This is a genomic window from Gulosibacter hominis, from assembly GCF_904842695.1.
Classification (GTDB): Bacteria; Actinomycetota; Actinomycetes; order Actinomycetales; family Microbacteriaceae; genus Gulosibacter; species Gulosibacter hominis.
In genome coordinates this window covers 1-26,877 of record NZ_CAJGWQ010000021.1, presented here as the reverse complement: position 1 = coordinate 26,877, position 26,877 = coordinate 1, and the positions used below count along the sequence as shown (strand labels likewise).

General features: G+C 58.6%; 25 protein-coding genes and 1 pseudogene. 9 read left to right on the top strand and 17 right to left on the bottom strand.

The genetic code is table 11. The features are described 5' to 3' along the window. Positions 1 to 127 precede the first annotated feature (127 nt). The 12 genes from rplQ to JMV54_RS10085 form a co-directional block, all read right to left on the bottom strand. The gene (gene rplQ / locus JMV54_RS10140) at positions 128 to 679 is read right to left on the bottom strand and encodes a 50S ribosomal protein L17 (RefSeq protein ID WP_201518802.1); all 552 of its coding nucleotides are present in this window, start codon (positions 677 to 679) and stop codon (positions 128 to 130) included. Positions 680 to 722: 43 nt separating this feature from the next. Continuing rightward, positions 723 to 1,718, bottom strand: coding sequence for a DNA-directed RNA polymerase subunit alpha (locus JMV54_RS10135; RefSeq protein ID WP_201518801.1), 996 nt, complete (start codon positions 1,716 to 1,718; stop codon positions 723 to 725). Between the two features lie 163 nt (positions 1,719 to 1,881). Then, a complete protein-coding gene (gene rpsK / locus JMV54_RS10130; RefSeq protein WP_201518800.1) occupies positions 1,882 to 2,280 on the bottom strand; it encodes a 30S ribosomal protein S11 in 399 nt (132 codons plus the stop codon). Positions 2,281 to 2,331: 51 nt separating this feature from the next. Next, positions 2,332 to 2,700, bottom strand: a complete 369-nt coding sequence (gene rpsM, locus JMV54_RS10125; RefSeq protein WP_201518799.1) for a 30S ribosomal protein S13 — start codon at positions 2,698 to 2,700, stop codon at positions 2,332 to 2,334. A 130-nt stretch (positions 2,701 to 2,830) separates the two neighbouring features. Then, positions 2,831 to 2,944, bottom strand: coding sequence for a 50S ribosomal protein L36 (rpmJ, locus tag JMV54_RS10120; protein WP_201518798.1), 114 nt, complete (start codon positions 2,942 to 2,944; stop codon positions 2,831 to 2,833). Between the two features lie 71 nt (positions 2,945 to 3,015). Then, positions 3,016 to 3,237, bottom strand: a complete 222-nt coding sequence (gene infA, locus JMV54_RS10115) for a translation initiation factor IF-1 (protein WP_124970725.1) — start codon at positions 3,235 to 3,237, stop codon at positions 3,016 to 3,018. Between the two features lie 163 nt (positions 3,238 to 3,400). After that, positions 3,401 to 6,832, bottom strand: a complete 3,432-nt coding sequence (locus tag JMV54_RS10110) for a pyruvate carboxylase (protein ID WP_201518803.1) — start codon at positions 6,830 to 6,832, stop codon at positions 3,401 to 3,403. 56 nt (positions 6,833 to 6,888) lie between these two features. Next, a complete protein-coding gene (locus JMV54_RS10105; RefSeq protein WP_201518797.1) occupies positions 6,889 to 8,286 on the bottom strand; it encodes an MFS transporter in 1,398 nt (465 codons plus the stop codon). An 81-nt stretch (positions 8,287 to 8,367) separates the two neighbouring features. Next, positions 8,368 to 9,381, bottom strand: a complete 1,014-nt coding sequence (locus JMV54_RS10100; RefSeq protein ID WP_201518796.1) for an Ldh family oxidoreductase — start codon at positions 9,379 to 9,381, stop codon at positions 8,368 to 8,370. Continuing rightward, positions 9,375 to 10,352, bottom strand: coding sequence for a hydroxyacid dehydrogenase (locus JMV54_RS10095; protein ID WP_201518795.1), 978 nt, complete (start codon positions 10,350 to 10,352; stop codon positions 9,375 to 9,377). Before JMV54_RS10095 ends, JMV54_RS10100 begins: the two co-directional genes overlap by 7 nt. Then, entirely contained in the window at positions 10,345 to 11,238 is an 894-nt protein-coding gene (locus tag JMV54_RS10090) for an NAD(P)-dependent oxidoreductase (RefSeq protein WP_230972917.1), read from the bottom strand. Before JMV54_RS10090 ends, JMV54_RS10095 begins: the two co-directional genes overlap by 8 nt. Before the next feature lie 79 nt (positions 11,239 to 11,317). Further along, entirely contained in the window at positions 11,318 to 12,736 is a 1,419-nt protein-coding gene (locus tag JMV54_RS10085) for an NAD-dependent succinate-semialdehyde dehydrogenase (protein WP_230972916.1), read from the bottom strand. 128 nt (positions 12,737 to 12,864) lie between these two features. On the opposite strand from JMV54_RS10085, the gene JMV54_RS10080 reads away from it, so the two are divergent. Continuing rightward, on the top strand, positions 12,865 to 13,614 hold the full coding sequence (locus tag JMV54_RS10080; RefSeq protein WP_338085384.1) for a FadR/GntR family transcriptional regulator: 750 nt from the start codon (positions 12,865 to 12,867) through the stop codon (positions 13,612 to 13,614). Positions 13,615 to 13,685: 71 nt separating this feature from the next. Here the strand turns inward: JMV54_RS10080 and JMV54_RS10840 are convergent, their stop codons facing one another. Then, positions 13,686 to 14,018: a LysR substrate-binding domain-containing protein gene (locus JMV54_RS10840; protein WP_420842097.1), complete on the bottom strand. Its 333-nt coding sequence runs from the start codon at positions 14,016 to 14,018 to the stop codon at positions 13,686 to 13,688. Positions 14,019 to 14,545: 527 nt separating this feature from the next. Between JMV54_RS10840 and JMV54_RS10070 the strand changes: the two genes are divergently transcribed. The 3 genes from JMV54_RS10070 (at position 14,546) to JMV54_RS10060 (ending at position 17,081) form a co-directional block, all read left to right on the top strand. Next, a complete protein-coding gene (locus JMV54_RS10070; RefSeq protein WP_201518790.1) occupies positions 14,546 to 15,559 on the top strand; it encodes a YeiH family protein in 1,014 nt (337 codons plus the stop codon). Between the two features lie 95 nt (positions 15,560 to 15,654). Then, the gene (locus JMV54_RS10835; protein WP_420842096.1) at positions 15,655 to 15,942 is read left to right on the top strand and encodes a UxaA family hydrolase; all 288 of its coding nucleotides are present in this window, start codon (positions 15,655 to 15,657) and stop codon (positions 15,940 to 15,942) included. Continuing rightward, positions 15,921 to 17,081 (top strand): UxaA family hydrolase, encoded by a 1,161-nt coding sequence (locus JMV54_RS10060; protein WP_201518788.1) that lies wholly within the window; start codon positions 15,921 to 15,923, stop codon positions 17,079 to 17,081. Before JMV54_RS10835 ends, JMV54_RS10060 begins: the two co-directional genes overlap by 22 nt. 67 nt (positions 17,082 to 17,148) lie before the next feature. Here JMV54_RS10060 and JMV54_RS10055 read toward each other — a convergent pair whose 3' ends face one another. Together JMV54_RS10055 and JMV54_RS10050 are read right to left on the bottom strand one after the other, a co-directional pair. Continuing rightward, positions 17,149 to 18,138, bottom strand: coding sequence for a malate dehydrogenase (locus JMV54_RS10055; RefSeq protein WP_201518787.1), 990 nt, complete (start codon positions 18,136 to 18,138; stop codon positions 17,149 to 17,151). Between the two features lie 69 nt (positions 18,139 to 18,207). Then, positions 18,208 to 19,134 (bottom strand): LysR family transcriptional regulator, encoded by a 927-nt coding sequence (locus JMV54_RS10050; RefSeq protein ID WP_201518786.1) that lies wholly within the window; start codon positions 19,132 to 19,134, stop codon positions 18,208 to 18,210. A 70-nt stretch (positions 19,135 to 19,204) separates the two neighbouring features. Here JMV54_RS10050 and JMV54_RS10045 point away from each other — a divergent pair, with 70 nt between their 5' ends. Next, complete coding sequence (locus JMV54_RS10045; protein WP_201518785.1) at positions 19,205 to 20,212, top strand: YeiH family protein; 1,008 nt, start codon at positions 19,205 to 19,207, stop codon at positions 20,210 to 20,212. Between the two features lie 21 nt (positions 20,213 to 20,233). Here the strand turns inward: JMV54_RS10045 and map are convergent, their stop codons facing one another. After that, a complete protein-coding gene (gene map, locus JMV54_RS10040) occupies positions 20,234 to 21,073 on the bottom strand; it encodes a type I methionyl aminopeptidase (RefSeq protein WP_201518784.1) in 840 nt (279 codons plus the stop codon). Between the two features lie 164 nt (positions 21,074 to 21,237). Between map and JMV54_RS10035 the strand changes: the two genes are divergently transcribed. The 3 genes from JMV54_RS10035 to JMV54_RS10025 all read left to right on the top strand — a co-directional run bounded on the left by JMV54_RS10035 (position 21,238) and on the right by JMV54_RS10025 (position 24,372). Next, the gene (locus JMV54_RS10035; RefSeq protein ID WP_201518783.1) at positions 21,238 to 22,707 is read left to right on the top strand and encodes an APC family permease; all 1,470 of its coding nucleotides are present in this window, start codon (positions 21,238 to 21,240) and stop codon (positions 22,705 to 22,707) included. 199 nt (positions 22,708 to 22,906) lie between these two features. Beyond that, on the top strand, positions 22,907 to 23,683 hold the full coding sequence (locus JMV54_RS10030) for a FadR/GntR family transcriptional regulator (RefSeq protein WP_201518782.1): 777 nt from the start codon (positions 22,907 to 22,909) through the stop codon (positions 23,681 to 23,683). Then, positions 23,680 to 24,372: a cache domain-containing protein gene (locus tag JMV54_RS10025; protein ID WP_201518781.1), complete on the top strand. Its 693-nt coding sequence runs from the start codon at positions 23,680 to 23,682 to the stop codon at positions 24,370 to 24,372. Before JMV54_RS10030 ends, JMV54_RS10025 begins: the two co-directional genes overlap by 4 nt. A 114-nt stretch (positions 24,373 to 24,486) precedes the next feature. Here the strand turns inward: JMV54_RS10025 and JMV54_RS10020 are convergent, their stop codons facing one another. Then, on the bottom strand, positions 24,487 to 26,055 hold the full coding sequence (locus JMV54_RS10020; protein ID WP_201518780.1) for an APC family permease: 1,569 nt from the start codon (positions 26,053 to 26,055) through the stop codon (positions 24,487 to 24,489). A gap of 319 nt (positions 26,056 to 26,374) precedes the next feature. Here JMV54_RS10020 and JMV54_RS10015 point away from each other — a divergent pair. Then, positions 26,375 to 26,877: pseudogene (locus JMV54_RS10015) on the top strand (hypothetical protein); the annotation flags it as partial.

Below are 26,877 nucleotides of genomic sequence, written 5' to 3'. Positions count from 1 at the left end.
CGGGATGCGGGGGCGGCGGGAGCGCGGGGCACCGGAGCACCGGAGCACCGCGGCGCCGAAGCCGCTCGGGAAACGCGAAGGGGCCCGCACGCATGTGCGGACCCCTCACGCTATTGCTTGAAGAAGGCTACTTGGCTTCTTCCTCAGCTGCTTCTTCCTCGGCAGCGGCGTCAGCCTCAGCTGCCTCAGCCTCAGGGGCGTCGCCCTTAGCAGCGTCAGCGGCCTCGGCAGCCTCGACCTCGGCCTCGGTGGGCTCGATATCTTCGTCAGCCACCTCAACAACCGGCTCTTCAGCCTTCTGGCGCTTCGGCTTGGGGTTCACCGGCTCGAGCACGAGCTCGATAACCGCCATGGGTGCGTTGTCGCCCTTGCGGTAGCCGGTCTTGATGATTCGGGTGTAGCCACCCTCACGCTCGGCCACGAGCGGTGCGATCTCGGTGAAGAGTTCGTGCACCACGCTGGGGTCGGTGATGGTGCGCATCACACGACGGCGGTTGTGCAGGTCACCCTTCTTCGCCTGGGTGATCAGGCGCTCAGCAACCGGCTGCAGGCGCTTGGCCTTGGTTTCGGTGGTCTGGATGCGCTTGTGGGTGAACAGCTGCGAGGCGAGGTTGCCGAGCAGCAGGCGCTCGTGGGCGGGACCGCCTCCGAGGCGTGGACCCTTGTTGGGCTTAGGCATTGCTGGTTCTCTTTCTCAGGTTTCGGATCAATGATCCGCAGGTTTAGATGTACTCGCCGCTGTCTTCGCTGCCGCCGTAGAAGTGCGTGCCTTCAAAACCGGGCACGCTGTCCTTCAGCGACAGGCCGAGCGAGGCAAGCTTTTCACGTACCTCGTCAACCGACTTCTGACCGAAGTTGCGGATGTTCATGAGCTGGCCTTCGCTCAGTGCCACCAGCTGCGCGACGGTGGTGATGCCTTCGCGCATGAGGCAGTTGTATGAGCGAACCGACAGGTCGAGGTCGTTGATGCTCATCGACAGTTCGTCGCTGATGACCTGTTCGACCGGGGCCGGACCGATTTCGATGCCCTCGGCTTCGGTGTTCAGTTCGCGAGCGAGGCTGAACAGCTCAACCAGGGTGCCACCTGCCGATGCGACGGCGTCACGGGGCAGCATCGAAGGCTTGGTTTCGACGTCCACAACCAGGCGGTCGAAGTCGGTGCGCTCACCGGCACGGGTGGCCTCGACGCGGTAGGTCACCTTGAGCACGGGCGAGTAGATCGAGTCGACCGGAATCTGGCCGGCTTCCGAGTACTCGTCACGGTTCTGCTGTGCCGAGACGTAGCCGCGGCCGCGTTCAATGGTGAGCTCAAGTTCAAACTTGGCGTCGTCGTTGAGCGTGGCGATGACCAGCTCGGGGTTGTGGATCTCAACACCGGCGGGTGCCGAGATGTCGGCTGCGGTCACCTCGCCCGCGCCGGTTTTGCGCAGGTAGGCGGTGATCGGTTCATCAAACTCGCACGAAACCACGAGCTGCTTGATGTTGAGGATGATCTCGGTGACGTCTTCCTTCACCCCGGCGATGGTGGTGAATTCGTGCTGCACGTTGTCGATGCGGATGCTGGTTACGGCAGCACCGGGGATCGAGCTGAGCAGCGTGCGACGCAGCGAGTTGCCGAGGGTGTAGCCGAAGCCGGGCTCGAGCGGTTCAATGGTGAACCGCGAGCGGTACTCCGAGATGTTTTCCTCGGTGAGAGTGGGGCGCTGTGCAATGAGCACTATATGGTCCTTTCGGCGAAGCGTCCGCTATATGACGCTTGGCGTATTCACGGGCTGCAGTCCCGCGAGTTGGGGAATGTGCGTAAGCAGGCGTACGGGGGCGGTGGAACGGCGGATGCCGCTGGTCGCCCGAACGCGAATGCGCGCGGGCGACCCGGAAGACTTAGACGCGGCGGCGCTTCGGCGGGCGGCAGCCGTTGTGCGCCTGCGGGGTCACGTCGCTGATCGAGCCAACCTCGAGGCCGGCTGCCTGCAGCGAACGGATCGCGGTTTCACGGCCCGAACCGGGGCCCTTCACGAAAACGTCGACCTTCTTCATGCCGTGTTCCTGCGCCTGACGAGCAGCGGCTTCGGCGGCCAGCTGTGCGGCGAACGGGGTCGACTTACGCGAGCCCTTGTAGCCCACGCCACCCGACGAGGCCCAGCTGATGACAGCACCGCTGGGGTCGGTGATGGAAATGATGGTGTTGTTGAACGTCGACTTGATGTGTGCCTGGCCGACGGGAACGTTCTTGTTCTGCTTGCGGCGAGCCTTACGCGCCGCGGTCTTTGGGGTAGCCAATTCTTCTCTCCTACGAATTCCGGTTCACTCACATCCGCGATGGCGGATGGGTTACTTCTTCTTACCGGCGACGGTGCGCTTCGGGCCCTTACGGGTACGAGCGTTGGTCTTGGTGCGCTGGCCGTGGACCGGAAGGCCACGACGGTGGCGGATGCCCTGGTAGCTACCGATTTCGACCTTGCGGCGGATGTCGGCGGCAACTTCACGACGGAGGTCACCCTCTACCTGGTAGGTGCCTTCGATGTGGTCACGGAGTGCCACGAGCTGTTCGTCGGTGAGGTCTTTCACGCGAGTGTTGCCGTCGATTCCGGTGGCCTCGAGCGACTTGAGCGCGCGGGTGCGGCCGATGCCGTAGATGTAGGTGAGTGCGATCTCCACGCGCTTTTCGCGCGGGAGGTCTACGCCTGCGAGACGTGCCATGGGAGTGTGCTCCTTATTGAGGTGTGGAGCGACGACTGGGCTCCGGCCTCAGGCCCGGAGGTGTCCCCCGCATACGGGTTCTTATCGTCGCAATTTCAGTATTGAGTTTTTCGAGCCGAAGCTCGTTCGCCTAGCCCTGGCGCTGCTTGTGACGGGGGTTGCTGCAGATGACCATCACGCGGCCGTGGCGGCGGATGACCTTGCAGTTGTCACAAATCTTCTTTACAGAGGGGTTGACCTTCATGAGGTGTCCTTTGAGTCGCTGGCCTCGTACCGGCGCGGGATGCGCCGGCCGTTCCTTATCCAGCTGTGGGCTTACTTGTAGCGGTAGACGATCCGACCACGGGTGAGGTCGTAGGGGCTGAGCTCTACGATTACCCGGTCTTCAGGAAGGATTCGAATGTAGTGCTGACGCATCTTCCCTGAGATGTGCGCAAGCACCTTGTGACCATTTGAGAGCTCCACGCGGAACATCGCGTTCGGCAGTGCTTCCACTACCGTGCCCTCGATCTCGATTACGCCGTCCTTCTTGGCCATAGCCTCACTAATCGCTTTGATATCGTTGCCCACATGCCGGTCATGCGGAATCAGTGCATCACACGCGCGGGCGCGTGCAGAAACACCGACTGTCAACTATAGAGACTTTTCGGCGTGTTTGGCAAGCTTTTTCCACGGTGATCTTTCCCGGGCCACATCGGTCTCAATCGATTTCTTCCACGACAACGAGCAAGTCGCCCTGCGCTACAGAGGTTGGCCCGTTCAACGTCACACGCGCAATGCATCCCGAGATTGGCGAAGTAATCGAGGCCTCCATCTTCATGGCTTCGATTACGGCGACGCGATCACCCGCCTGCACCGTCTCCCCCGGCTTCACGGTGACATTGACCACGCCGGCAAACGGCGCAGCCAGGTGACTCGCATCAGCCGGATCGGCACGCTCAACAGGGGGATCGGCGCTTTCCACCGTTTCATCCCGCACCAGCAAATGCCGAGGGTGACCATTCAGCTGTATGAGCACTTTGCGGATGCCCTGTTCATCGGCCTGGCCGATCGCCTCCAGCTTAACGAAAAGGTCAACGCCTTCCTCCAGCCGAATTCGCACTTCCTCACCAAACTCGAGACCATAAAGGTACTGGCTCGTGGGGAGCACCGACAAGTCACCATAGGTATCGCGCACTCGCGCATATTCGGCGGTAGGACCAGGAAAAAGCAACTCGTTCAGCTGGGCTCGGCGGGCAGCAGAGCCACCGCAGAGACGTTCCCGATGCTCATCCGTTAACGACTGCACCTCGATATCGACAGATCGGTTCGCGAGGGCCTTGGTACGAAACGGCTCAGGCCACCCTCCAGGCAGTTCACCAAGTTCACCGGCAAGGAAACGAATCACTGAATCGGGTATGTCATATTGGTCCGGATTCGCTTCGAAGTCTGCTGGATCGGCGCCAACCGCAACCAAGTGCAGCGCCAAGTCACCCACGACCTTTGATGAGGGCGTGACTTTCGGAATACGCCCAAGTATACGATCGGCAGCTGCATACATTTCTTCGATGAGTTCGAACTGGCCGCTTAGACCGAGGGCCGTTGCTTGTTGCCGCAGGTTCGACAGCTGACCCCCTGGAATTTCGTGGTGGTACACGCGACCCGTTGGGGCAGGCAGCCCTGATTCGAACGGCGCATACATTCTTCGCACCGCTTCCCAATAAGGTTCAAGTTCGGCAACCGCGCTCAGTGCGATTCCGCTTTCGCGCTGGCCGTATTCGAGTGCCGCTACAAGCGCCGAAAGGGAAGGCTGGCTAGTAGTTCCGGACAGCGGCGCAGACGCTGCATCCACCGCATCGACGCCAGCTGAAATCGCGGACAGAAGCGTTGCGAGCTGCCCGCCCGTGGTGTCGTGAGTGTGCAGGTGAACTGGAAGATCGAACTCGCTACGTAGCGCCGAAACCATGCGATACGCAGCCTCTGGTCGCAGCAAACCGGCCATGTCCTTAATTGCCAAAACATGGGCCCCAGTGTGCACAATTTGCTCAGCGAGACGTAGATAGTAGTCAAGGGTGTAGCGATCTTCCTTGGGGTCAAGGATGTTGCCGGCATAGCAAAGAGTTCCCTCTACGACTGCCCGGTTCGAAGCGAGCACTGCGTCGATGGCAGTGCGCATTCGAGCGACGTTATTCATCGCATCAAATACTCGAAAGATATCGATTCCCGTATCAATAGCCTCTGCGACAAACGCCTCCGTGACTTCATCCGGATACGGTGTATACCCAACCGTATTATCGCCTCGAAGAAGCATCTGAATCGGAATGTTTGGCATTGCTTCGCGCAGCTGCGCGAGCCGCTGCCATGGATCTTCACCCAAGAATCGCAGGGCAACATCGAATGTTGCACCTCCCCATGCTTCAACGGAATAAAGCTGGGGCAGTTCGCGAGCCACGTACGGGGCTGCGTTCAGCAAATCAAACGTTCGCATACGGGTAGCGAGTAGCGACTGATGCGCATCACGGAATGTCGTGTCAGTTAGTAGCACCTCATTGGATTCCCGTATCGATTTTGCCCATTCTTGTGGCCCCAGCTCTTGCAATCGGTCTCGCTGACCAAGAGGTAGTTGGCCATCAACTCGGTTGAACGCTGAGAAGCTGGCACTGTTTCCGGGAACCTTCAGCTCAGGCTGGCTCTCTGCAGGGCGAAGCCCATATGGCCGGTTGACTGTAACTTCGCCGAGCCATTGGAGCATCTTCGATGCACGATCAGCTGGCTTGGCAAACGCCATTAGCTGTGGGTGTTCAGTGATGAAGTGTGTCGATAGGTTGCCCTCCTCAAAATCGCTGTTAGCTAGAACCTCCTGTAGAAATGGAATGTTTGTTGCAACGCCTCGCACCCGGAACTCGGCCAAGGCACGTTGAGCACGTCGGGTTGCGGCGTGATACGTGTCGCCATATGCAATGAGCTTGACCAACAATGAGTCAAAATAGGGCAGCACCCGCGTACCTGCGGCAACACTGCCGCCATCGATGCGTATCCCCACCCCACCCGCAGATCGATAGGCTGAGATAGTTCCAACCCCTGGACGAAAATCTTGCCGCGGATCCTCAGTCGTGATGCGGCACTGAATCGCAGCGCCACGTATCCAGATATCGTTTTGTGTGAGTCCAATGTCATCCAGTCGGGCGCCGGCTGCGATTTGAAACTGGCTAGTGACGATGTCTCGGTCGGTGATCTCTTCAGTCACCGTATGTTCAACTTGTACACGTGGGTTCATCTCTATGAACACATGCTCACCCGCCCGGTCTCCCTCAGTTTCAAGCAGGAATTCAACTGTCCCGGCGTTTTCATACTTAATCGATCGTGCAAAACGCACTGCATCAGCATGAAGGCGACTTCGAGTCTCACCATCGAGATTTGGAGCGGGGGCGATTTCCACAACTTTCTGATGACGGCGCTGAACTGAACAGTCACGCTCAAACAGGTGCACCACTCCGCCGAGTGAATCAGCCATTATTTGCACTTCGATATGACGTGGGCGCAGCACGCACTGTTCAATAAATACTCGATCGTCTCCAAATGCGCTTCGCGCCTCGCTCATCGCCGAAGTCAGCGCATCGGTAATCGCTTCTGGCCCATCGACTCGGCGCATTCCACGCCCACCGCCACCAGCAACTGCTTTGACGAAGACTGGGTAACCAATTTCCTCAGCTGCCTGGCTCAGCTCTGCAACAGAGCGCCCTGGTTCAGAAGATCGAAGCACTGGGACTCCCGCTCGTTCGGCCTGCGCTTTGGCGAGCACTTTGTCACCCGACTTGCTAAGAATCTCCGCAGAAGGGCCAATGAACTTGATCCCTTCTCGCTCACATGCCGCGGCAAATTTTGCGTTCTCGCTGAGAAACCCATAGCCGGGATATATAGCATCCACGCCTGCAAGCCGCGCGACTCGCATGATCTCGTCAATATCAAGATAAGCAGCTACCGGATTGCCTGGCGAGCCGATCTGGTACGCCTCGTCTGCCTTCAATCTGTGAAGCGAATCTCTGTCCTCATACGAGTACACCGCGACTGTCTTGACACCGAGTTCGAATGCAGCTCGAAACGCTCGAATCGCGATTTCATGACGGTTGGCAACCAAAACTTTCTTGAACATCTCGCCCTGCACCCCGTTTCTTAGGCGTTCCTTATATCGAAGCTTCGACCGAACGACTACTTGACGGTCGGTACGGGGCCAGTTACCAACACGTCACGTTCACCGGCGGTAGCACGGGCAATATCACTCGGCCGAATAGCTATGACGCAGGCAATAGTGACCACGCAGGTCACGATCACATATGTGAGGGAGAGCGGCATCCCACCAAATCCGGCGAGGCTTGTCAAGATGATTGGTGTCAGCCCCCCGGCGACAATGCCCGACAACTGATACACGATAGAGATTCCGGTGTATCGGGTGTGCGGAGGGAAGAGCTCTGCATAAAACGCTGCCTGCGGGCCGTACATCATGGGATGAACAATGCCGAGCATGACGATTAGCACGAGCGTCGCAAACAGCCATGATCCACCGCCCATGATGCCGAATGCAGGAAACACACTGATACCAAGGAGCAGCGCCCCTAGTCCGAAGATGAGTCGCCTAGAGATGCGATCAGATACCGCTCCCCAAACAGGGATGAATATCCCGAGAACAACGGCCGTGATCATGAGCGAGATGAGGACCTGGTGTTGCTCCATGTTGACATCTCCCGTTAGGTAGGACAACAAGAAGACGGCCCAGAGATTATAGGACACACCTTCCGCATAACGCGTTCCCATACCGAGCAGCACATGACGACGCGAGAGCGGATCTTTCATGAGCTCAGCAAGTGGAATAGACTTTTCGAGCTGATCCTGTGACTCACGGGCGGCCTTAAAAGCGGGCGTGTCAGCAATCCGGCTGCGCAGGTAAACACCCACAATAACAAGGAGCAGTGAGGCAAAGAAAGCGATCCGCCAACCCCAAGCGAGGAAGGCCTCTTCACTCATAACTGCGCCCAGTGCGGTGAAGGCCCCAGTTCCCAGAAGAAGACCAAAGGCGATGCCCATTTGTGGGAAACTCCCGTACAAACCACGCTGTTTCTTGGGGGCATACTCAACACTGAGCAACACTGCACCGCCCCACTCACCGCCAATTGCGATCCCCTGGGCCACGCGCAGCAGCGTTAGCAAGATGGGTGCCCAAATTCCTATCTGCTCATGAGTAGGGATAGCACCGATCAGGAGCGTCGCGCTCCCCATAATGTACATGGTGACGATGAGCGTCTTTTTTCGCCCGATGCGGTCACCCAAGTGGCCGAATACCAGACCGCCTAGCGGCCGCGCGATAAAGCCAACTGCAAAAGTTGCATATGACAAAATCGTGGCGACGAGTGGATCATCGTCAGGGAAATAGAGTCGGTTGAAGACGAGGCCGGCCGCAGTTCCATACAGAAAAAAATCGTACCATTCGATTGAAGTACCGATAGTGGCAGAACTGACTGCAGTGCGGACATCTTTTTGCGTAACTTCGTGGTGGCCATGATTAGCTGTTGCTGCTGTTTCGTTGCCACGTACATGAGTGTTATCGGCCATGCGGCACCATCCTTGTTGAGAGCTCCTCATTGAGCTGTCTTAATGGAACATTCTGGTTCTTAGCAATTGTGTCGACTTGAGTCAATAGGAATTACGGAGTCGAGACTGTAGCTCGGACCAAAGTCGATCGTCAATCTCGAATGTGTCAGATGCAACAATTCTTGCAAGGGGTTTACGGCGGCTACCTGGAACACGTCCGCCGGCCTCGACTGTACGACAACCCAGGTCGTCAAGCCTCGCGGACGCAGGCACCTTGTTACTTACATCAAATATTTTGGGGTCTAAAGCGAGAACTACGTGTGCAATTCCCTGTGGTTTGGCATACGAATCCTCGGCGAAGAAGTCAGTGACCTCACTTGATAGCGAAGGACCAAACAAGCCTGCCGTAATTGATTCCACCATGTAAGCCAACGCGAAACCTTTGGCGCCACCTAATGGCGCCAGCATACCTGAAAGCGCTTCAACCGGATCGGTGGTGGGTTTACCACTCGTATCGAGGGCCCAGCCTTCTGGGAGTTCTTTGCCTGACCGAGCAAGGGCCGCAATTTTCCCCCGGGCCACTGTCGATAGGGAGAGATCAATGAGCGCGGGAGCATTCGGAGCAGGGAATGCGGCGGCGATAGGAGAAGTCGATAGCAGACGCTGCCTGCCACCCCAGGGCGGCATGACTGCAGGGCCCGATGACATGAGCACGCCAACACAACCGCGCTCGGCGATTTCTGCAGCAAACACACCCAAGGCGCCACAGTGCCCAGAGTCTCTCACCGCCGCGAGACCGATACCAAATTGTCCTGCTCGTTCAACGGCAAGAATTGCTGCATCGTGAGCCTGCCAGAGCCCAAGCCCACCGTCGCCGCTCAATACAACAAGCGGGCCGGTGTCAGACTGGACCTCGAGATTCGCATCGGGCGCGAAGCCGCCAGCTTCCAGCCGGTCGAGGTAAACAGGCATTCTCAATAGACCGTGTGAACCAATACCCCACACTTCCGCGACCACCAGCGTGTGTGCCGATTTCTTGGCTCGATCTCGGCTAAGCCCCGACTGGCAAAACAGCTTGACGAGTAGCTCGGTGGTTTCCTGAACTGTAACTAGCATGACCCTGAAACAATTCGTCGAGTTTCGCTAACTGCGTTGAGCGCCGATTCACCCGCAAGGATTCGGCGTATGTCACTGACCAGCGCTCTATTGATTCGCCGCTGAGATGCGTTGGTAATACCGGCTACATGCGGAGTTAACACGGCATTTTCTAGACCGAAGAACTCATCGCCGAGTTGCGAAGGCTCACTCGCACGAACATCAAGCGCGGCTCCGCGAAATTTTCCTTCTCTCAGCGCCTTAGCTAGTGCCTGCTCATCGATCACCTCACCGCGACCAACGTTGATAAGTATTGCTGATTCTCGAAGCAAACCAAGCAGTTCCGCACCAATTAAACCCTCAGTTTCGGGCGTATTTGGTAGATGCACACTGACTACATCTGATTGACTGAACACTTCTTCTAGCGAGTGCAGCTCAATCCCTAGACGCGCGAGGTCCGGATGATCAACCGGAATATAGGGGTCGTAGGCAATTACTTTCATCCCCACCGCACTAGCAAGCTCCCCCGTGGCCCGGGCAGTACTACCTGCTGAAACGAGACCCCAAGTACCTCCCGCCAGCTCAATTCCCGGCTTACGATTCCATCCTCCAGCGCGTACGTCACGGTCAAGGGCTGGAATCTGCCGAGCAAGAGATAGCGCAAGCCCTAACGCATGCTCAGCAACACTTCGAGCGTTGGCCCCCAGAGGCGAAAGCACAATCACTCCGCGAGTGTTCGCCGCATTGAGATCAATATTGTCGAGTCCGACCCCTGCTCGAGCAACGACACGCAAACGATTCGTTTCCGAAAGGAGCTGCCCATCCACCTGCGTACGATTTCGGACAACAAGGACATCAGAAGTTGCCGCTAGTTCAAGAATGCGCGCTCGATCTTGCCAAGCATTCGGCTCATAGGCAATGGTATGATGTTCTGCCAGCTCATCAAAGTCGGCGCCCCAGATATCTTCGACGACAGCGATTCGACTAGACATCTTCGCGACTCCTCGAATCCACTACTTTAGCGACAGCAATTGCATCCTCGCTGCCAAACCCTCGAGCCGACGCTTCATTCAGCTGCGCTAGGGCAGCATGTGCTGTCGGTGTCTTCAGACCAACCGATTCGGCAGCACCAACTGCCAATCCCACGTCTTTTGCTGCAAGGTCTACAGTAAACCGCGCCGCCCAATCCTCGGCCAGCAACCACGGCAGCCTCACCTCCGACTGAAACGACACGGCACCTGTCGAGCTTAGCGCCTGTGAGAATAAGTCGTCATCAATCTTTAATGCGCGTGCAAGCGCAAGTCCTTCCGTGAGAACGACCAGGTTCGACATGCCCACAAGGTTCGAAATGAGTTTAAATCCAGTTGCCCCAGCAGCATCGGCAAAGATGAAAACCTCATTCCCCATGATCTCCAACAGTGCTTCCAGCTCTTCAATGGCACCTTTGTCACCGCCCACGAAGAGCGGAATTTCGCCATGTTCAGCATGCTCAGGTGTCTTTCCAAGCGCACAGGAGACAAACCGTTTTCCGGAATCTTTCGCGGCATTCTCGACCTTTCGTGCCGTTTCAGGATTAATAGTCGAGATATCAACCAAAATTGCATGTTCTCGCATCTCACCGAGAACCTCAGTTGCGACGCTTTCTACGAGCGCAGTTGTCGGCAAGCTCGTTAACACAACGTCCGCATCACGCGCAGCTTCCTGCGCGCTCTCCACACCAATGACGCCTACGTCTCGGCAACGGTCTACGGCAGCCGCATTCAAGTCAAACGCAGTGACAACAATTCCATTGCGGGCCAGGTTGCGCGCTACCGCACCACCCATATTCCCCACTCCAATAGCAGCAATTTTCATAACATCTCCTTTGATGTAGCTCACTCGCTGTCGGCTATTCGATTATATTAAATTGATGATAAGGTGAAAGCTTCGACAGGAAACAACTCCGACAGTATGAGGTTCAGAATCGCATGGATGCATAACAGACCTCTTGAAATTCTTCAAGACCATGTGATGCGCCTTCACGCCCGAGCCCAGACTCCTTGACACCACCCATCGGCGCGAATGGAACCGTTGGAAGCGGTTCGTTTATACCAACGACACCGACATTAAGGCGCTCCATCACACGCCAAGCTCGACCCAAATTGGTCGTACAAACATAGCCAGCAAGTCCCATGCTCGTGGAGTTTGCACAAGCGATCGCTTCTTCTTCGGTCTCGAACTTCCACGCCGTCGCAATCGGGCCAAAGATCTCTTCGCTTGCAATACGACAATCCGCAGGGATGTTTTCAAGAAGTGTCGGTGCGAAGAAGGCCCCCTGTTCTGGAACAGTTACCGTCCGGCTAACTTGACGAGCACCTCCTGCAATCGCTTCATCTCGAAGCTCGCTCAACCGCACGATTGCCTTCTGATCGATGCACGGCCCAAGATCTGGCACTTCTTCCGCCACGCCATCTCCCACCGACATCGCCGAAATTGCTTCAGCGAATCGGCTCATGAAGTCTTCGTAAACTCCTTCTTGAATCAGGAAACGATTTGCGCCAATACATGATTGACCAGTGTTGCGGAACTTTGCCAGCATCGCGTTTTCAACAGCCTGGTCCAAGTCTGCGTCGTCAAAAACAATGAAGGGTGCGTCCCCGCCGAGCTCGAGCAGAGGGCGCACGATGTGACGTGATGCAAGTTCCATGACACGTGCTCCGACAGCAGTTGAACCTGTGAAGCTCACCACACGAACCGCCGACTGACTCAAGTATGCCTCGGTAATTTCAGCAGCTGGACCATGTACGAGATTTACCACCCCATCCGGGATGCCCGCCTCTGTAAGGCAGCGGAACATCTCGGTGACTGCAAGGGGTGCTTTATCTGAGACACGAGCTACGACGGTACAGCCCGCCGCAAGTGCTGGAGCAAGTTTCCGCGCCTGGATCGAACAGGGAAAGTTCCATGGCGTCAGTGTTGCCACGACACCTGCAGGCTTCATGATCGAAAGATGACGACGCGTGCTGTCTTCATGTTGATAAATCACTCCTTGCGAGCGGCGGATCTCCTCAGCAAACCAGCGAAAGTAGTCGGCAGAGCCTCTAACCTCACCAATGGCTTCCGGCAACCGTTTGCCCGCCTCTTTGGCGAGCAACGCAGCGATCGACTCTTCGCGCTCACTTATCAGTCGAGCTGCTTCGAGTAAGAAATCGGCTCGTTCCCGGCCAGTCAAGGCTGCCCACCCCGCCGCCGCTGCTTCAGCAGCGGCGACAGCTTGCTTGGCTTCAGCCTGCCCGGCGCGGTCAACGCACCCCACGATCGTCCCATCGACGGGGTTTCGCACCTCGTGAGCATCATTGAGACACAGCCATTGTCCGTTGATAAGTGTGCTTGTCATCTCATCCTCCATTGACATGAGCGACGTAACCATTGAGGCCTGACCTCTGACCATACTGCACATCATGTACTTGAACTGTCAAGCACTTGTTCCGTGGAATTCACTGCAGGTGACGCTATGGTCAACTTATGAGCATGCAACAGGAGAACCGCGCAGGGGAAGACTGGCACCCGCTACGGCTCCCCCCTCTGACAGCTCGGATCCGCGAAGAGATCATCCGACGCATTGAGACAAACCACCTCGAACCTGGTGACCGAATACCTGCGGAACGTCAGCTAGCCGAATCACTTGGCGTCAGCCGCCCATCAGTGCGTGAAGCAATTCGCTCGCTCGCGAGTGAAGGGAGAGTTCGCGTCGAGCACGGGCGCGGAGTTTTTGTCACCGACCCGCAGATCGCAGCAAATGAGCTGCGCCGCTCGGTGATCGAGACTCTCCACAGCCTTGATGAACTCTTCGCGATGCGGGAGGTCCTCGAAGTTCCCGCTGCCCGCTGGGCTGCTGAGGCAGCTGATGCGCGACTACTCGAGCGAGTCAGCTGCAAACACGATCAACTTCTTGAAGAGTCATTGAAACCGAACCCAGATTTCGATGTAATTCAGCGACTAGACATGGATTTCCATCTGTCGATCGTGCGCGCGGCGGGAAATCGGTTCCTTGAACAGACACTCGGTGTCCTCAACAGCATCCTGCGAGAGGGTATGCGAAGTACTCTCATGTACCCGGGTAGGCTCGATACCTCACGCGTAGAGCACCGAAACATCATCGACGCCCTACTCGCAGGCGATGGCGAAGCCGCAGCGGAAGCAGCCCGACTGCACATTCATGCTGCTCGCGACATCGCACTTTCGCCAGATTTCCAGCGACGACGTAGCGAATGAGCCTGAGCGAGTCCAGCTGATTCAGCACCCAACTCACGCTCTACACCACCAGCTGGTCAAGCCGAACCACATCACAAGGAACTGATCGCTTCGCTATCGGCCGACTGCCCAGCTGCAATCGCAAGGAGTTCCCGAGCTTCCACTCTCGGTATCGCCCCGGACTGCCAGACAGCTCGAAGAGTGCGCCTGAACCCTTGCCCAGAAATAGGCACAGCCGCCAGCCGACCTTCGCGAATCCCCCCAGCAACCGACAAACTGCTCAAGAGAGCCGGTCCGACACCAGCCGCTATCGCACGCACAATTGCCGAGGTGCTGTTGAACTTCATAAGCGTAGTGACGCCACCATATGGAGCCAGATCCCCTTCAACCACAGCACGCGTGCTGGACCCAGATTGACGAAGAATTCGGGGGTTTGGGCAAGCAACGAGGGCAACCCCAACTCACCACGACTCGCGAGGCCGGCCCATTCATGCCCTGGACAAGCAACCAGTTTGAGTTCGTCCACACACAGGCCCATTTGAGCGCCAAGTGCTCTGCCACTGTATGCGATGCACCGACTTTCAGGTGGCCTCCACCCGCAGCGTTAAGCGATTACACACCCAGCGCGACCCGACCCATCGCCGCTATCACCTCATGGACCCAAGCGCTACTAGGCTCCCCCGATCGTTTAAGCTCGCCCCCAAAGGAGACCAAACGATTAGGCTCGCCCCACAAGTGATTCAAGCAATTTCAAGCTTCGCGAAGCGTTCGATTGCGCCACCACTCGACGCGAAGGACCGCTTATTGACCCTCCCTCAGCGAGTGCAACCAGCAACCCAAGCATCAACATCGGCAAGTCACGCATAACTCACACCGGCCCATATCGGCACGATATATCGCCATGCAGTTCTGAGTACTTCCACAACAGGTCTGACCAGTGCAAACTGCAACCATGCCCACGCTCGCTGACGCCAAATATTGGACACTCCGACACACACCCGGAATTGCCACCGCACTGACAGTCACCGTCGCAGCCATGCTCGCTGCCCCATTAATCAAACCAGTGAGCCCATTGCTGATCACGATGCTCATCGGAATTCTGTGGCGAAACCTACTCCCCGTACCCAACCTACTCACCCCTGGCATCGCCTTTACCGCCAAGCCCATCTTGAGATTCGGCATCATCCTGCTCGGGCTTCAGATTGCCATTAGTGACATTCTTGACCTGGGCTGGATTACCATCATCTCGATCGCAGCAGCAGTCGGAGTCACCTTCCTAGTCACCACCGCGGCCGGCAAATGGCTCGGTATCGGGCGGGAGCTTTGCGTACTCATCGCCGCAGGTTTTTCGATATGCGGCGCAGCAGCAGTCGCAGGCGCCAAATCAGTATCCGACGCCGACGAAGACGACACTGCCACCGCATTGGGACTGGTAGTCATCTTCGGCACCGTGATGATTCCCCTAGGGCCAGCATTGGCCGCAATGCTGAACCTCAACAGCGAAGCCACCGGCCTACTGATCGGCCTCACGACTCACGAGGTAGCGCAGGTGGTAGCCGCTGGCGGTATCGCCGGCGGCGTCGCACTCAGCTCGGCAATCGTTGTCAAGCTTGGCCGAGTGTTGTTGCTCGCCCCCGTCCTCAGCGGCCTTTCACTCAGCAGCCACAGACACAGCCACCCTGCCAGCCAGAGCCACCCGCCGATCGTTCCGTATTTTGTCACCGGATTCATTATCTGCGTGACTCTTCGCAGTCTGGAATGGCTCCCCACCCAAGCGATCAATATCGCTACCACGCTGCAAACCGCGCTGCTCGCTATGGCAATGTTTGCGCTCGGACTCAACGTTCACCTGAGATCGATAGTAAAACTCGGCCCAAAACCGGCACTTCTAGGCGCTATCGCAACCACAACAATCATCGCCATCGGAATTATCGCCGTTGGTGCAACCACACTCGTACAAAACTAGAGGCACGCTATTGATGCCTTCACCATCGCATGCTACGCTACAAACACTGGTCAGACCACTGACCAGGATGGAGGAAGAAATTGAACACTACAACAGTGGATTTCTTGGCTCACGACGCCGGCGACGCAGTGGCGGTTGCCGTACGTGACATTGAGCCAGGGGAAGTTAGCGTTGCCTTTCTCGACGGATCTCCGTCAGTGACCGTAGCCGCTCGGCACCCCATCCCGTTGGGGCACAAAGTTGCACTTGCCAACGTCGCAAGTGGCGACAAGGTCACGGAGTATTCACTTCCGATCGGACTCGCAACTCAGGACATAACCAAGGGTGACTACGTACACACCCACAACGTTAGGAGCGCCCGGTGGCAGAACAGCGTAGCTTGACAGGGTTCCGACGCCAGAACGGCAAAGTCGGCATTCGAAACCATGTCGCAATTCTCCCAGTTGATGACCTTTCGAACGCGGCGGCCGAGGCAATCGCCGTACATGTTCCTGGCACACTCGCGTTGCCCCACGCATTCGGACGACTTCAGTTTGGCGACGATTTGGAGCTCACCTTCCGCACATTGATCGGCATGGGGTCGAACCCAAACGTTGCAGCTGTGATCGTAATTGGAATCGAGCCGAACTGGACAAACCGTGTAGTCGAAGGCATTGCAGCCTCCGGCACACCTGTCGAAGGTTTCTCGATCGAGGGACACGGCGATCTCCGCGTCGTAGAACGCGCATCACGCGTTGCACAACAATTCCTTCAGGATGCAAGTGAGATCCATCGCGAACCGGTCGAACGTAACGAAATCCTACTGACAACAAAGGATGGGGAATCAGATACCACCACTGGACTCGGTTCTTGCCGAACTACGGCATACGTCATTGACCGCTGGGTCGATGCTGGTGGCACAGTAATCTTCGGTGAAACCAGCGAACTCACCGGTGGTGAGCACCTCATTGCTGAACGCTGCGTGAGTGACGAAGTGCGCGACCGCTTCCTCGGTTTTTACAATGACTACATTGACATGATCGAAGCCACCGGGGCGAATCTTCTTGGTTCGCAGCCCACCCAAGGCAACATCGCCGGCGGACTGTCGACTATTGAAGAGAAGGCGCTCGGCAACATTGTCAAGACAGGAAGCAAGCCAATCGTCGGAGCGCTTGCTCCCGCTGAGAGCCCTCGCGTGAGTGGTTTGCATTTCATGGACACCTCGTCAGCTGCGGCGGAGTGTGTAACCCTCATGACCGCCGGCGGCGGTGTGCTGAACATGTTCCCAACCGGGCAAGGGAACGTCATTGGCAACCCCGTTCAACCTGTCGTCAAGATCACGGCAAACCCAAAGACTGCCGAGAGCATGGCCGACCACATCGATGTTGATTGCTCGCCCCTGCTGAATCGCGGTCAGTCGCTCGAAGAGGCTGGAGAGGCGCAGATGCGTATGATCGAACGCACCATCAACGGCCGCCTAACAGCTGCTGAATCACTCGGACACCGAGAATTTACGATCACCAAGCTCTACCGCAGCGCTTGAGATCAAAGATCTGCAGATCGGGCGGGACACGCCGGAGTGCCCCGCCCGATCTGCAGCCGCAGCACAACTAGATCTCGATGCCGAGCGCGCGCACCGCATCCCGTTCACCTTCGAGATCAACAATGGTGCGGGCAATCGCGTCCCGGGTGCGTTCGCTCCAGTCGAGCCCTTCTACCGTGTGCCACTCCCCTGCACGTGCGGTTGCTGGCATTCCAAACACCAGCCCTTCCGGCACGCCATACTCTCCCTGCGAGGGGCGGGCGACCGTAACCCAGTCATCAGCTCGGGTGCCGCGATGCCAATCGGCAATGTGATCAATCACCGCCGAGGCCGCGCTGGCGGCACTGGATGCGCCCCGCGCGCGAATAATTTCTGCGCCGCGGTTTGCCACTCGCTCAACGAACGGACCATCAAGCCAGGCATCATCAGCGATGCATTCACGCACAGAGCGGTCGCCGATGAGGGCGTGGTCAACATCGGGCACCTGCGTGTTCGAGTGGTTACCCCACACAGTCAGCTTGCGCACCTCGCTTGACACCACTCCGGCACGCTCGGCGAGCTGCGCAATGGCACGGTTGTGGTCGAGTCGCATCAGCGCATGGAAGCGTTCGGCAGGCACATCGGGCGCGGCAGCTCGCGCGATCGCTGCATTGGTGTTGGCCGGGTTTCCAACCACGAGCACTCGCACGTTGTCAGCGGCACGTGCGCCGATGGCACGCCCCTGGCCCGAGAAGATTGCCGCGTTCGCCGAGAGCAGGTCGGCGCGGTCCATCCCCTGCTTACGGGGCATGGCACCCACGAGCAGCGCATAGTTGGTGCCGTCGAATGCCGATTCCGCATCGTCGGTCACGGTCACATCGCGCAGCAGCGGGAAGGCACAGTCACTGAGTTCGAGTGCGGTACCAGCCGCTGCATCCACCGCCTGCGGAATCTCGAGCAGGCGCAGTTCGACCGGCTGCTGCGGCCCAAACATCGCACCGGATGCGATGCGGAATAGCAGTGCGTAGCCGATAGCTCCGGCGGCTCCGGTGATGGTTACGCGAATTGGTGCGGTCATCTGCGTCTCCTCGTGAGTAATTTGGCGCAGTTTCAATCCTATTTATCGACACCGACCGCGAGCAATGAGCTACAGCGACTGTCCACTCACCGCGATCGAGAGAAGATCCCTCACCTCTCCCCGCGGTGGCGAGCTCGGCAACCAAACCGCGCGAATGCTGCGTTCGAGTGTCTGGCCAAGTACCGGCACGGCCACCAATCGTCCCTCGCGTATCCCAGCCTCAACCGACAGCCCGCTCAGTAGTGCCGGCCCCACGCCAGCCTCTACAGCCCGCACTATTGCCGAGGTGCTATTGAGCTCCATGAGTGTGCGCACGCCGCCGTATGGCGCGAGGGCCGCCGATACAACTGCACGGGTACCCGATCCGGATTCGCGCAGAATCAGCGGGGTTTTCGCCAGCACCGATGGCAACAGCGGCTCATCTCGATGCACTAGCGCGGCCCATTCATGTCCCGGATGCACGATGAGCTTGAGTGCATCCACGCGCACTTCGACCTGCGTAAAACTGTCGGGCACCTCTGGACACTCGACAAATCCGAGATCAAATTCACCGCGCGCGACACCGTCGAGCACGCGCTCGGAGTTTTCCATATCGAGCGCGACGGTCACGGCACGGGGTTGGCGGTGAAAAGTGGCAAGCCACTCGGGGGCAAGATGCTCGGCAACCGTGTGCGAGGCGCCAACGGTAATTTGACCGCCACTGGTTCCGCTGAGCGAGTTCATCCCGACAAGGAGTCGGTCCATTGCGGTGACAACCTCTTGTGCCCACAGCGCGAGCAGGTTGCCGCGGTCGGTGAGATGCGCACCTGAATGCGCTCGCACGATGAGCTGCACGCCGACGTTTGCCTCGAGAGCTTTCAGGCTGCGAGAGGCGTTGGATTGCGCCATTCCAATTCGACGCGCGGCTTCGCTGATCGAGCCTTCTTCAGCCAGCGCAACGAGCAGTCGCAGCGTCGACATTGACACCTGCTGCACTTCCCCGCCAAGCGTGACCATATCGCCATGATATATCAGCATCGATTAATGAGGTCTTCCGCAACTGCGCCGCAAATCGCAGACTTCGAGCATGCTCGTAACAGATCGCATCCAGTATCGGCAATATTTTCCCGGCATTGCTGTCGCGCTTGCCGTATCCGTGTTGGCGATACTCGTTGCGCCGTGGGTTTCGCCGCTCAGTCCCCTACTGATTACGATGCTCGCCGGAATCGCCTGGCGCAATCTGTTTCCGGTTCCTGAGCAGCTCATGCCGGGCAATGCCATTGTCGAAAAACCAATCCTGCGCATCGGAATTGTGCTGCTTGGTCTGCAGATCGCGGCCGGCGACATCATCGGCCTGGGTTGGATACCACTGCTGGGTATCGTCGCAGCAGTGGTGATCACTTTCACGGTCACAATGGCAGCCGGCCGCCGGTTGGAAGTAGATCGCGGGCTGCGGATGCTCATCGCATCCGGATTTTCAATTTGCGGCGCTGCGGCAGTTGCGGGCGCAAGGTCGGTGACGGATGCGGATGAAGACGACACCGCCACCGCGGTCGCGCTCGTGGTGATTTTTGGCACGATCATGATTCCCGCGGGCCCGGCACTCACCGTGCTGTTTGGTATGGATGCAAAAACTGCCGGGTTGTTCATCGGGCTCACCACCCATGAGGTTGCGCAGGTTGTTGCCGCGGGTGGGATTGTTGGCGCCACAGCTCTCGCCGTTGCAATAGTGGTGAAGCTCGGCCGCGTGCTGCTCTTGGCTCCGGTAATGGCGGCACTGGGGCTCCTAAATCGCCAAGAGCTGCCCGACACGGGCCGCAAGCACCCACCGCTCGTCCCCTATTTTGTGTTGGGGTTTATTGCCTGCGTTGTGATTCGCAGCCTAGATCTACTGCCGCAGCCAGCGCTGGATACCGCGGCTTTTATCCAAACCGCCGCCCTCGCGATGGCGATGTTTGCGCTGGGACTCAACGTGCACCTGCGGTCGATTGTGAAACTCGGCCCACGCCCGGCAATACTCGGCGCGATTGCGACCGCAACCATCATCATTGTCGGACTGGTGACGAGCACCCTCACGATGCACTTTGCCAGCTAGCTTTGGGAAGCGGGTTCACCCCTAAGCCAGCGGAACCGGCACCACACCGTAACTGGCAAGCCCAGCGGCGCCGCCGTCTTCGGCGGTGGTCACCCACATACCGTCGGCGTGGCGGATAACGGTGTGTTCCCAGTGGGATGCGACCGTACCGTCGGCCGAGCGCACGGTCCAGCCGTCATCGTCAACGGTGACATCGGGGCTGCCGCCGGTGAGCATCGGTTCGATGCAGATCGCCAAGCCCGCCCGCACCACTGGCCCGCGGCGGCGCACCCGATAGTTGAACACGGTGGGTTCTTCGTGCATATCGCGCCCGATGCCGTGGCCGGTGTAGTTTTCGAGGTTGCCGAGTGGTCCGGCCTGTTCGTCGATGGCCACTTCGATTGCGGTGCCGACATCGTTGAGGTGACGCGCGGATGCGAAAGCGGCGATACCTGCCCACATTGCGGCGCGAGTGGCGTCACTCACCCGGTTCGCTTCGGCGAGCCATTCGGATGCATTGGGGCGCGTTATTTCTCCCGGCACAATGAAGGTGCGTGCCGAGTCGCCGTTCCAGCCGTTGAGTTTGGCACCGCAGTCGATTGACACAACGTCACCGGGTTCGAGCGGCGTCGAATTGGGGATGCCGTGCACCACCGCATCGTTCACCGATGCGCAGACGGTGTGCGAGTAGCCCGGCACCAGTTGGAAGTTCGGCACGCCGCCGCCGTCACGGATGGTTTTTTCGGCGATCGCGTCGAGTTCGAGGGTGCTGATCCCCGGGCGGATTGCTGCTTCGACCGCGTCGAGCGCGGCTGCGGTGAGCAGGCCTGCCGGGACCATCATCTTGAGTTCGTCGTGAGACTTATAGAGGGATGTGCGCATAACTCCTCTAGCGTACGCGCAGACGCCTATTCCCGCAGAAAATGAATCGTTTTCGCATCTTAGAGCAACATCACAATAATGTTGCGCGACTGTCAGCATATTGCTAGGTTCTACCCAAGTAACGCTCAGTTATTCATTCATCTATGACAGATCGCGAGACAAAGATGTCCACATCTCCCTCGAAGTCAGCAGCACCGGCGTCCGGCACGCACGGTAACACCCCCGGCTTCAACCGTTCGCTCGGTGCCCTCAGCACCCTGACCCTCGGTGTCGGCGCCATGGTCGGTTTCGGCTGGGTAACCCTGGTCGGTGACTGGATCACCAGCGCAGGTTCGCTCGGCGCCGCCGGAGCATTCCTCATCGGTGGCCTCATGATGGCCATTGTGGCGCTTGTCTACTCGGAGCTCGTGGCGGCGATGCCGAAGGCCGGTGGTGAGCACAACTACATCATGCGCGCGCTCGGGCCACGCTGGTCGTTCATCGGCTCGTGGGCGATTACCGGCGGTTACGCAACCGTGGTGGCTTTTGAGGCGGTGGCCCTCCCCCGCGCAATCGGTTACGTGGTTGACCTCGAACACATCCACCTGTGGACCATCAACGAGTCAGAGGTGTACCTCATCTGGGCACTGGTGGGTTCGATCATGGCCATCGTGATCACCATCATCAACATCCTCGGCGTGAAGATCGCCGGTGGGTTCCAGATGTTCGTGGTGCTCTTCCTATTCGCTATCGGTGCGCTGCAGCTCATCGGTGCGTTCACCGGCGGTAGCCCGGCCAACCTTGAGCCGATGTTCGTTGATGGACAGGTCGGTTTCTTCGCGGTGCTCGTGGTTGTGCCGTTCATGTTCGTAGGGTTCGACGTCATCCCGCAGACCGCTGAAGAAGTAAACCTTCCGCCGCGCAAGGTTGGCCGCATCTCGTTCATCTCGGTAACAATCGCCGCGGTTTGGTACATCCTCATCGTGCTCACCGTTTCGCTGGCGCTCGACGATGCGGCACTTGCCGAGTCGAACCTCCCCGCGGCCGATGCCATGGGGGCGCTTTTCGGCAACCAGTTCTTCGCCAACTTGATGGTGGCTGCCGGTATCGCCGGTATTCTCACCTCGTGGAACTCGCTGCAGATGGGCGCCTCACGACTCATCTACTCGCTCGCGCAGACGGGGATGCTGCCCCGCTGGCTCGGTGTGTTGCACCCGCGTACCCGCACCCCCGTCAACGCACTGCTGGTACTCGGCGGTATTGCCACACTCGCACCGTTCTTCGGTTCGAAGGCCCTCGGATGGATCGTGGATGCAGGCTCGCCGATGATCGTGATCGCCTACCTGATCGTGTCGATTTCGTTCGTGATCCTGCGCCGCCGCGAACCCAACATGGAGCGTCCGCTGCGCATCGGCGGTAGCGGTAACTTCGGCATCGTGATCGGTGTGGCGTCGGCGCTCATCACCGCGTTCCTCACCGCCCTCTACCTGCCGTTCATGCCGGCACAGCTGGGCATCGAGCCCTGGGTGGTGTTCGGTCTGTGGTGGCTTGCAGGTCTGATCTTCTTCGTCGGCATCCCCGGCGGCGTGAAACCCGGCCCAGACGCTGAAGAAGAACTGATTCGCATCGTCGAGGCAAAGCGGCGTAAGCAGTAGCGTCTCGACCAACTGCGCGGGTGGGAATGACTCAAGTGGTCATTCCCACCCGCATTTTTCCGATGAAAATTTTTTACAGTGCCTCGGTCTCGCCACAGCCAGCTGCAGATTCAGACACCAGATGCGCGTCTCAGCATTGGTGCCTCGAGATTCAGCTAGCGTCAAAAGAGTCTTGATAACAGCAGCGAGGAGGTACCTTTTGCTGCAACCGGTGCTGCAATCGTTTCAGGTGAAACGCGAACTATATGCGCCGCTGAACGCTGCCGATCGAGCCGGGCAGATTGTTCGCCGGCTATCCGATGCAGTTGCCCTCGGCCTGTTACAACCCGGCGATCGTCTCCCCGCCGAAACCGATCTGGCCGAGGCCTTCGAGGTGGCACCTGCCACTGTGCGAGAGGCACTTGCCCGGCTGCGCGACGCCCGCGTCATTGAGACTCGCCGCGGACGCAATGGTGGATCGTTCATCGTCGAAGCCCCTATCGAAAACGCAGAGCAGCGCGCCGGCCGGCTGCACAGCTACTCGACAATCGATCTGCGAGATCTTGGCGATGAGTGGGCGATGATCACAACGGCCTGCGTCCGGCTCGCCCAAGACCGTCATGACCACACCGACATCGAACGTCTCAAGCACGATGTCACCCGGTTCGAGAACGCTCCAAGTCTGAGCCTTCGCAATCAGCACTACTCACGCTTTTGGATTGATCTGGCTGTCACTGCCCAATCGGCGCGCCTACTGAGCCATCAAATGCGCATCCAGTTTGAAATTGCTGCGATGCTGTGGCCAGAGCACCGTGACACCAACGATCTGAACGCTGCCGTGAATGGAATGCACGACATCATCGCTGCGATTGGCCACCCGCACTCACCCGCAGAAAACGTGGTCAACGAGATGATTCGCCGCGACTCACGTTTTCTCATCGCCGAAAAGTTGCGCATCGAACGCGCGTCAATTCGGCAGAAAGGAATCGACCGATGACGACCATCGACACGATAGCCGGCCGCATTGCCTTGCGCTTCGGCGAGGCATATCGCGAACTGTCTTCACTGGCCGCGGATATTGAACAGATTTTGGAACAGTCTGCGACCCCTCCTGACGAGCCGTTCACGCGCGAGCAGGTCACCCAGTTTCAGCAGCTGGCCGATCAAACGCTCGAACGCTTGCCACTCGCGAAGGGTGCCGGATTTGTGGTCGCGCACACCCGCACCGCGCAGCGCGACCAGGCCCTGCAGTGGCGGGTGCGCACCGAAACCGGTTCGGTGCCGTATCGACTCATCCACGCGGTTGCCCCGGCTCATGTCTACGAATATCGCCACCTCAGCTGGTATATCTCACCGGCCGAGTATGGGTGCGCCGGCTTCACTGGCCCCTACTTTGATTTTCTCTGCGCCAACCAGCTCACGCTAACGCTGTCGGTGCCGGTGTTTCACCACGGACAGTTCGCGGGCGTCACCGCCTGTGATATCGACGTGCCCGATGCCGAACACTCGCTATTGCAGGCATGTGGTGATTTTTCGGGCGAAGCTGCGCTCACGAATGCGGAAGGCCAAGTGATCTGTTCAACTACCGCGTCCTGGTTGCCTGGCGACCGAATGGATGCACGCCTCGGTGTAGCCATCGATGATGGACCAACTCGGATGCGCCTGGTCGATGTCTCCGCGCACTAGCTTCCGCGTGCCACGGCACTAATGCGCCACGGCGCGCTGAGCTGCGCCGGAGCTGACAAAAAACCGGGGTCACCACCGCCAATAAAGCAGTGGTGACCCCGATTGTTTCGCTAGCTACTGCTGCGGACGGCGGTCCTCGTAGAGATTCGGCTTACCACCGTCAAGTCGGACTGCCAGATCGACGATTTCTTCCGACGGAGCAATCGGGTCAATCGCACGGGTGTCGACCACGCCCGTCGCGGCATCACCGGCCATGCTCTTTGCACGGTTGTAGGGTTTCGCCACAACCATGTAAATCAGACCAATGCCCAGCACTACGACGCTCGAGAGCCCCACGAGCCAAGCTTGGTACCAGGGGCCTTCGCCCGGCTGCAGCACGATGAACATGCCGAAAACCTGCCAGCTCAACGCCGCAAACGAGACGATCCATCCCCACTTGCCGAGCTTGAACTGGCCCTTCGGCTGCCAGCCGCGCATACGTGCCCGGATCGACGCGATCACAACCATCGAGAACGCGCAGTACACACCGAATGACGAGAACGAAATAATCGCGACCAGTGCGTCTTCACTCAGCAGCGAAACGATCACCACAAGCGCAGGGAAGGCACCCGAGGCGAGAAGCGCATACGGCGGCACAGCGCGGCGAGCATTGAACTGCTTGAGCAGGTGCGACCCGGGCAGCTGGCTGTCGCGGCCCATCGAGTAGAGCAGCCGCGAGGCAGCGGCCTGCAGCGAGATGAGGCAGCTCAAGAACGAAATCAGCACCACCGCGAGCACGACCTTGAAACCGGTTACACCAAACACCGAGACGAACAGTTCGCCGATGGGGTCAGTCGCCGTACCGTCAATCACCGCGGTGAAGTCGGGTACCGCCAAAATGAGACCAATGGCAATGAACGCGGAGGCGACGCCGCCGACGTAGATCGTCATCCGCATTGCTCGCGGCACCACCTTGCCGGGGTTGTTCACTTCTTCAGCCACGTCACCGCAGGCTTCGAAACCGTAGAAGAGGTAGATACCAACGATTGAGGCGAACCCGAGCGCGATGATGAACGGGGTGTTGTTTTGGAATGCCTCGGGGCGGAAGTCGGTTACCAGCACACTGAGATCGTGCTTTCGGCCGCCGATCAGCAGCCAGGTGCCGATAACAATGGTCGCGATAATTTCAGCCACGAATCCAAAGAAGGCGACGTTTGCGAGCAGTCGCGTGCCACCGAAATTAATGAGCGTGGCCAGCGCGATAATCACCAGCGCAATAATCACGTTTGCAACCGCATCCATTTCAATGTCGAAGAATGCGCCCAAGAACGGGCCCGCACCGTAGGCCACGGATGCAATTGTGGCTGAAATTGCGATGGCATACACCCAGCCGCTGAACCAGCCCCACTTGGGTCCCCACAAGCGGCGGTTCCAGGGATAGACACCACCGGCAATCGGGTACTGTGACACGACCTCACCAAAGACCAGCGAAACCATCAGCTGACCGAAGCCGGCAACGAGAATCATCCAAAATGCCGGCGGACCGACAATCGCGATCGACGCGGCGAGCGTCGTGTACACGCCCACCACTGGTGATAGGTACGTGAAGCCCAGGGCAAGGTTGCCCCAGAACCCCATGTCTCGTTTGAACTCTTCAGGGTGGTCAAGCACAGTTTCGTGCCCGACATTTGTTTGCTGAGTCATCTCGTTCTCTCTTTCAAGGTCAGCACTGACCAATCCGAGCTTCCAAGCGCTGCACAACTCTGTGCCCACTCGGAGCCATGACGATAATACTCTAGTTTTAGAGGTTTCCCGACTGTGGCGCAAGAACTCCGTATTTCCGCATATTGCAGCAGCCCCACTCCCCTGCGATAGTGCCGCAGAGCCGGCCATCCGAGCCAGCATTTACCCAACACCCGCAAGCAAAGTTCGCCGGCTGTTAACTTCGGCGCGCAAGACTCTTCCCCCGGACCCGCTAGGTGAACCGCGCGGGGAAGACTTCCCAACTAGTTCGGAGTTGATCGTGGACCTCATCACTTTGACCGCTGCCGCAGCGTTTGCACTCCCCTCACTTCAGCAGGGTGACGACATCGCAGCGGCACCCGCTGCTGACGCAAACGTTGCGTCGTTCCACCTCATGCAGGCTACCGATGAGCAGCCCACACCCGGCGAGAACGACGACCAGGAGCAAGCTCCCGGCGACGGCGGCGGCATTGTCGAAGACGAGCCCGGCAACGGCGGCAACGACACCGAACAACCCGCACCCGGCGAAGACAACAGCGAAGAGCCGAACCCTGGTGAAGGCGGCGAGAACCCCGGCGAAGGTGACGGTGGCGACGCCGAGCAACCCGCCCCGGGCGAGGGCGAAGACAGCCCGGGCGAAGGCGAAGACGGCCCTGGCGAAGGTGACGGTGGCGACAACGGTGACGAAACCGTAGAGCCGAACCCCGGCGAAGGCAACGACGACAACACCGACGAACCCGCCCCCGTTGACCCCGAACCGAACGAACCCGAGCCAAACAACCC

Coding starts and splice junctions, on each gene's coding strand:
- JMV54_RS10085 (WP_230972916.1), bottom strand. CDS start 12,736: ATGACAAGCACACTTATCAACGGACAATGGCTGTGTCTCAATGATGCT.
- infA (WP_124970725.1), bottom strand. CDS start 3,237: ATGGCCAAGAAGGACGGCGTAATCGAGATCGAGGGCACGGTAGTGGAA.
- JMV54_RS10045 (WP_201518785.1), top strand. CDS start 19,205: ATGCTCGTAACAGATCGCATCCAGTATCGGCAATATTTTCCCGGCATT.
- JMV54_RS10080 (WP_338085384.1), top strand. CDS start 12,865: ATGAGCATGCAACAGGAGAACCGCGCAGGGGAAGACTGGCACCCGCTA.
- JMV54_RS10020 (WP_201518780.1), bottom strand. CDS start 26,055: ATGACTCAGCAAACAAATGTCGGGCACGAAACTGTGCTTGACCACCCT.
- JMV54_RS10025 (WP_201518781.1), top strand. CDS start 23,680: ATGACGACCATCGACACGATAGCCGGCCGCATTGCCTTGCGCTTCGGC.
- rpmJ (WP_201518798.1), bottom strand. CDS start 2,944: ATGAAGGTCAACCCCTCTGTAAAGAAGATTTGTGACAACTGCAAGGTC.
- JMV54_RS10100 (WP_201518796.1), bottom strand. CDS start 9,381: ATGCTAGTTACAGTTCAGGAAACCACCGAGCTACTCGTCAAGCTGTTT.
- JMV54_RS10110 (WP_201518803.1), bottom strand. CDS start 6,832: ATGTTCAAGAAAGTTTTGGTTGCCAACCGTCATGAAATCGCGATTCGA.
- JMV54_RS10055 (WP_201518787.1), bottom strand. CDS start 18,138: ATGACCGCACCAATTCGCGTAACCATCACCGGAGCCGCCGGAGCTATC.
- rplQ (WP_201518802.1), bottom strand. CDS start 679: ATGCCTAAGCCCAACAAGGGTCCACGCCTCGGAGGCGGTCCCGCCCAC.
- JMV54_RS10035 (WP_201518783.1), top strand. CDS start 21,238: ATGTCCACATCTCCCTCGAAGTCAGCAGCACCGGCGTCCGGCACGCAC.
- JMV54_RS10070 (WP_201518790.1), top strand. CDS start 14,546: ATGCCCACGCTCGCTGACGCCAAATATTGGACACTCCGACACACACCC.
- map (WP_201518784.1), bottom strand. CDS start 21,073: ATGCGCACATCCCTCTATAAGTCTCACGACGAACTCAAGATGATGGTC.
- JMV54_RS10050 (WP_201518786.1), bottom strand. CDS start 19,134: ATGGTCACGCTTGGCGGGGAAGTGCAGCAGGTGTCAATGTCGACGCTG.
- JMV54_RS10095 (WP_201518795.1), bottom strand. CDS start 10,352: ATGTCTAGTCGAATCGCTGTCGTCGAAGATATCTGGGGCGCCGACTTT.
- rpsM (WP_201518799.1), bottom strand. CDS start 2,700: ATGGCACGTCTCGCAGGCGTAGACCTCCCGCGCGAAAAGCGCGTGGAG.
- JMV54_RS10105 (WP_201518797.1), bottom strand. CDS start 8,286: ATGGCCGATAACACTCATGTACGTGGCAACGAAACAGCAGCAACAGCT.